Origin of the sequence: Veillonella sp. (genome assembly GCF_019414865.1) — a bacterium.
Taxonomy (GTDB): Bacteria; Bacillota; Negativicutes; order Veillonellales; family Veillonellaceae; genus Veillonella.
On the sequence record NZ_DXLG01000079.1, the window covers coordinates 1 to 3,510 of the forward strand.

The 3,510-nt window shown below is 39.9% G+C and carries 4 protein-coding genes; all 4 read right to left on the bottom strand.

Translation table 11 applies throughout. The features are described from left to right. Nucleotides 1-332 precede the first annotated feature (332 nt). The gene (locus QZ334_RS05820) at nucleotides 333-791 is read right to left on the bottom strand and encodes an OmpH family outer membrane protein (protein ID WP_060924853.1); all 459 of its coding nucleotides are present in this window, start codon (nucleotides 789-791) and stop codon (nucleotides 333-335) included. A 259-nt stretch (nucleotides 792-1,050) separates the two neighbouring features. Next, nucleotides 1,051-1,428 (bottom strand): GerW family sporulation protein, encoded by a 378-nt coding sequence (locus QZ334_RS05825; RefSeq protein ID WP_005384862.1) that lies wholly within the window; start codon nucleotides 1,426-1,428, stop codon nucleotides 1,051-1,053. A 72-nt stretch (nucleotides 1,429-1,500) separates the two neighbouring features. Then, a complete protein-coding gene (locus QZ334_RS05830; protein ID WP_295232701.1) occupies nucleotides 1,501-2,640 on the bottom strand; it encodes a hypothetical protein in 1,140 nt (379 codons plus the stop codon). A 29-nt stretch (nucleotides 2,641-2,669) separates the two neighbouring features. Next, nucleotides 2,670-3,248 (bottom strand): cob(I)yrinic acid a,c-diamide adenosyltransferase, encoded by a 579-nt coding sequence (locus QZ334_RS05835; RefSeq protein WP_039968824.1) that lies wholly within the window; start codon nucleotides 3,246-3,248, stop codon nucleotides 2,670-2,672. Nucleotides 3,249-3,510 lie beyond the last annotated feature (262 nt).

Genomic DNA, 3,510 nt, shown 5'->3' on the forward strand with positions numbered 1-3,510 from the left:
TAGCGGGTGGTTTTATGATTCGCGACTACGTCGCGAACCAGTCTAAAGACAATAATAAAAAAGGCACTATCTATAGATAGCGCCTTAGTGACCAACGCCCTTAGCGTTGAAGTCTATTCACTATCTATAGTATATCATAATTAATGAATATCTCAAGACATGGGAACATAACTAAATTGCATCATAACGATTAATTTAAGAACTATAATGCTATAATTGCAATAAAATGTATAACGCTTTTAATGTTTATAATTCGCTATATAAATAAAAAAGTCCTTTAAAGTAAAAGACCTCTAGTTAATTTCTCAACTAGAGGTCAATTTTTATATGTATTATTTTTTAAGACGGCTAATTACTTCGTTAGTAATGTTTTCGATTTTGCTGTTAGCGTCAGCCGCACGGATTGTGTACGGATCATCCAATACTACATCCATTTTTTTCTCAACCCGAATAGTTTCAACTGCATTGTGAATTGCTTGCATCATAGGTTGAGCAATTTTGTTGATTTCATCGTTTTCTTTTTGAAGCAATGGAGCTACGGATTTATTGAATTCAGCTTCTGCTTGAGTTTGATCTTGAATTTTTTCAATTTCTTGTACTTTTTTCTCAATTTGTGGACGGTATTGAGCGTCTACTTGTTGCATTTTCATATCTAATGCACCATAGCCAGGGTAGCTATTTACTACTTGGCTCATATTTACTAAGCCAATGTTAGCAGCACTTGCTACTGCAGCAGTAGCAGACATAGCACCAACGATAGCTAGGGTAGTTAATTTTTTAGATAATTTCATCTGAAATCCTCCTCGAAATAAAAGTGTCACTATACAATCCAATAGTGTACTATTTTTACTATAACAAATCTCGCTAACTTTCACAAGACTATGTTACATAGCATAATAAAGCCCTATGAAATGCTTATGAAAGTCTATAGAAGTTAAAATAATACCCACAAGTATACTCTGAAGCTATAATAGCAGTCGCTACGGACATATTCAGAGCACACATGTGGGTATTACGGCTTTCACCTATTATTTATAATTCGACATCGAATTATTGTTCATCGTTCAAATAAATGTATTTATCGGATTTCAATTTGGACACGAGGTCAGGCACCAAACCGATAAGACGATCGAAGCTGCTGCTGTAAGGGTTGCCTTTAATGTTGAACAACTCAATACGTTCGCCTTTAATAACGAGGATAGCGCTTGGTTCCATTTTGGCACCGCCGCCACCGCCGCCACATTCGTGATTTTTGTTAGCAGTGTTGTGGTTTGTACCAGTACCGAAACCAAATGTTACGTCTACGAATGGAACAAGTGTAGTATCGCCGATTTGCACCGCTTCGCCTACTACAGTTTCCACCTTAATCATATTTTTGAATTTCTCGAATAGGACTTCCAAATTCTCTTTTACATTACTGTTTTCCATCACAGTACCTCCGCTTTTTGTGAAAGTATCATTGCTATATTAGCTTATGTACTTAGTTGACTTAATATATCCTTACGCTGTTTGACCTTGTTCGGCTTTCAGCTTTTCTAACTGCTTAGCTTCCTTCCGTTTAACCCAGAAGACGCGAGCACCTTCGCCCAATAGGGAACGCATTGGTTTAGATAGTAAAAATCTTGTGCCATGCCAAGCCATAACAGCCAAAATGATGCGACCTTTAATGTGACCGCTACCTTCACCGGCCCAATTTACATAATCGAGCTCGATGTTCTCAGCTTGTTCTGGCCAAATGCTATATAGCATAGATGCGATAATCCCCATGCGATATGGGTCACCGATACCAAATCGACCTTCTATAGCCACATCGCGTGGTTTAGAGTGGTCATAGCATCGTTTTGAAACAAGGAATAGCTGGCGCCATAATTCTGTATTTGTTACATGTTTCATGAACCAGAATGTAGGAATTTTAGACTTAAATGATGCCACTGGATCGTTTGGATCTGGCTTTTCAAAACGTTGTTTCACCGTCGTTTTGAGGTCATTCACCTTCGTAAATACCTTTTCCTTAATGGAACCGTCACTGTTGAAAGTAACGCGACTCACTGTTTCATCATCGCTTTGAATATGAGATGTTGGGTCTTGCTGAATGGAGTCATACCGATCAGCACGAGCTTGTGCATCCATATCCTTAGAAGCTTGTTCAGGACGTTCTATGCGCTCATTTGGCTTTTGAGAAGTCCCAGCCCCTGGTGCTTCTTCATCATTAAAGGTAGCGTCAGAACGCTGAGCGCTCTTCAAATCATCAAAGCTAGTACCACTGGAGCTTGCAGAAGGACCTTGTCCGCCCCCTTGCATCGCCTTGGCGAAGGCTTCCGCTTGCGACATGTCGCCATCGTCGTCCATCACCTTTTGGTATTCTTCTTCTACGCGATTTTCAAGCCATTCTTCATAATCTTTCACAGGACCAATCTTGAGCATGCCCAAAATGTATAATTCCTTAAAAAATGGTTTGTCCTGCAAATACGCTAGATGCAGTGAAAATACACGCCACAGCCATTTGACGCGCACCTCGCCACGATATGGCGATCGTCCGTTGATTTCGATGCTATATGTGATTGGTGTCAGTAGGATAATTAAGATGAGTGCTGCAATAATGGCCACAATAACGAGGGCCACAATAGCCACTGTACTCAACCACATCACCTCCTTAGGTGTACCTATGATTAGTTTTCAATACCTTTTCGAGCCATTACGCCTTGAAGGTAGTAATGTTTGACCTCTTTCATTTCCGTTACAAGGTCTGCCTCATCGATTAATTCTTGAGGAGCCCCACGGCCCGTAAATACGAGTTCCGTTTCTGGATGACGAGCATCGAGCAAAGCCTTTGTTTTATCCCATGTAATGAGTTCAAAGAAGAGTGCCATGTTGTATTCATCAAGAACGACGAGATCGTACTCACCACTACTGATAGCAGCTAGTGCACGTTCGTAGCCTTTTTCGATGAGCGCTACATAATCCTTTGGCGGATTGCCAGATTCAAAGACAACGACTTCATCGCCCCATTTAGCGAGTTCGTCCTTGCTTTTCATCCCTTCTTTGATAATAAAGAATGGCTTGCCCACGGTTTCCAAGGTTAAATTCTTTAAGGTAGGTAAAATAGTATGTTCACTATATACTTTAGATTTCATAAATTGCAAAAAGAGGACTTTCTTGCCAGCGCCGATGGCACGGATAGCTAGACCAATAGCAGCGGTCGTTTTGCCCTTGCCTTCGCCGGTATAAACTTGTACATAGGCCTTCATAGATATACCTCCGTTCATATACTTTTATTTTACAATATATATATACAAAAGAAAAGAAAAAGAACTTGCTATTAGTGCATTTGCACGCATAACAAGTTCTTTTTTCTATGAATTATGTTTTATGTTACATATATCGTAAAGGATATTACGTATATAGTATTGGTTTTACCTATTAGTTGCTAATTGGTAAGAAGATCATAGGATCTGTAGGAGATCCATTGAGGCGTACCTCATAGTGAACGTGGGCGCCTGTACTTTTACC

What these genes read in the sequence shown, in the direction of transcription:
- QZ334_RS05835 (WP_039968824.1), bottom strand. Translation starts at nt 3,248, where the DNA reads ATGAAGGCCTATGTACAAGTTTATACCGGCGAAGGCAAGGGCAAAACG.
- QZ334_RS05825 (WP_005384862.1), bottom strand. Translation starts at nt 1,428, where the DNA reads ATGGAAAACAGTAATGTAAAAGAGAATTTGGAAGTCCTATTCGAGAAA.
- QZ334_RS05820 (WP_060924853.1), bottom strand. Translation starts at nt 791, where the DNA reads ATGAAATTATCTAAAAAATTAACTACCCTAGCTATCGTTGGTGCTATG.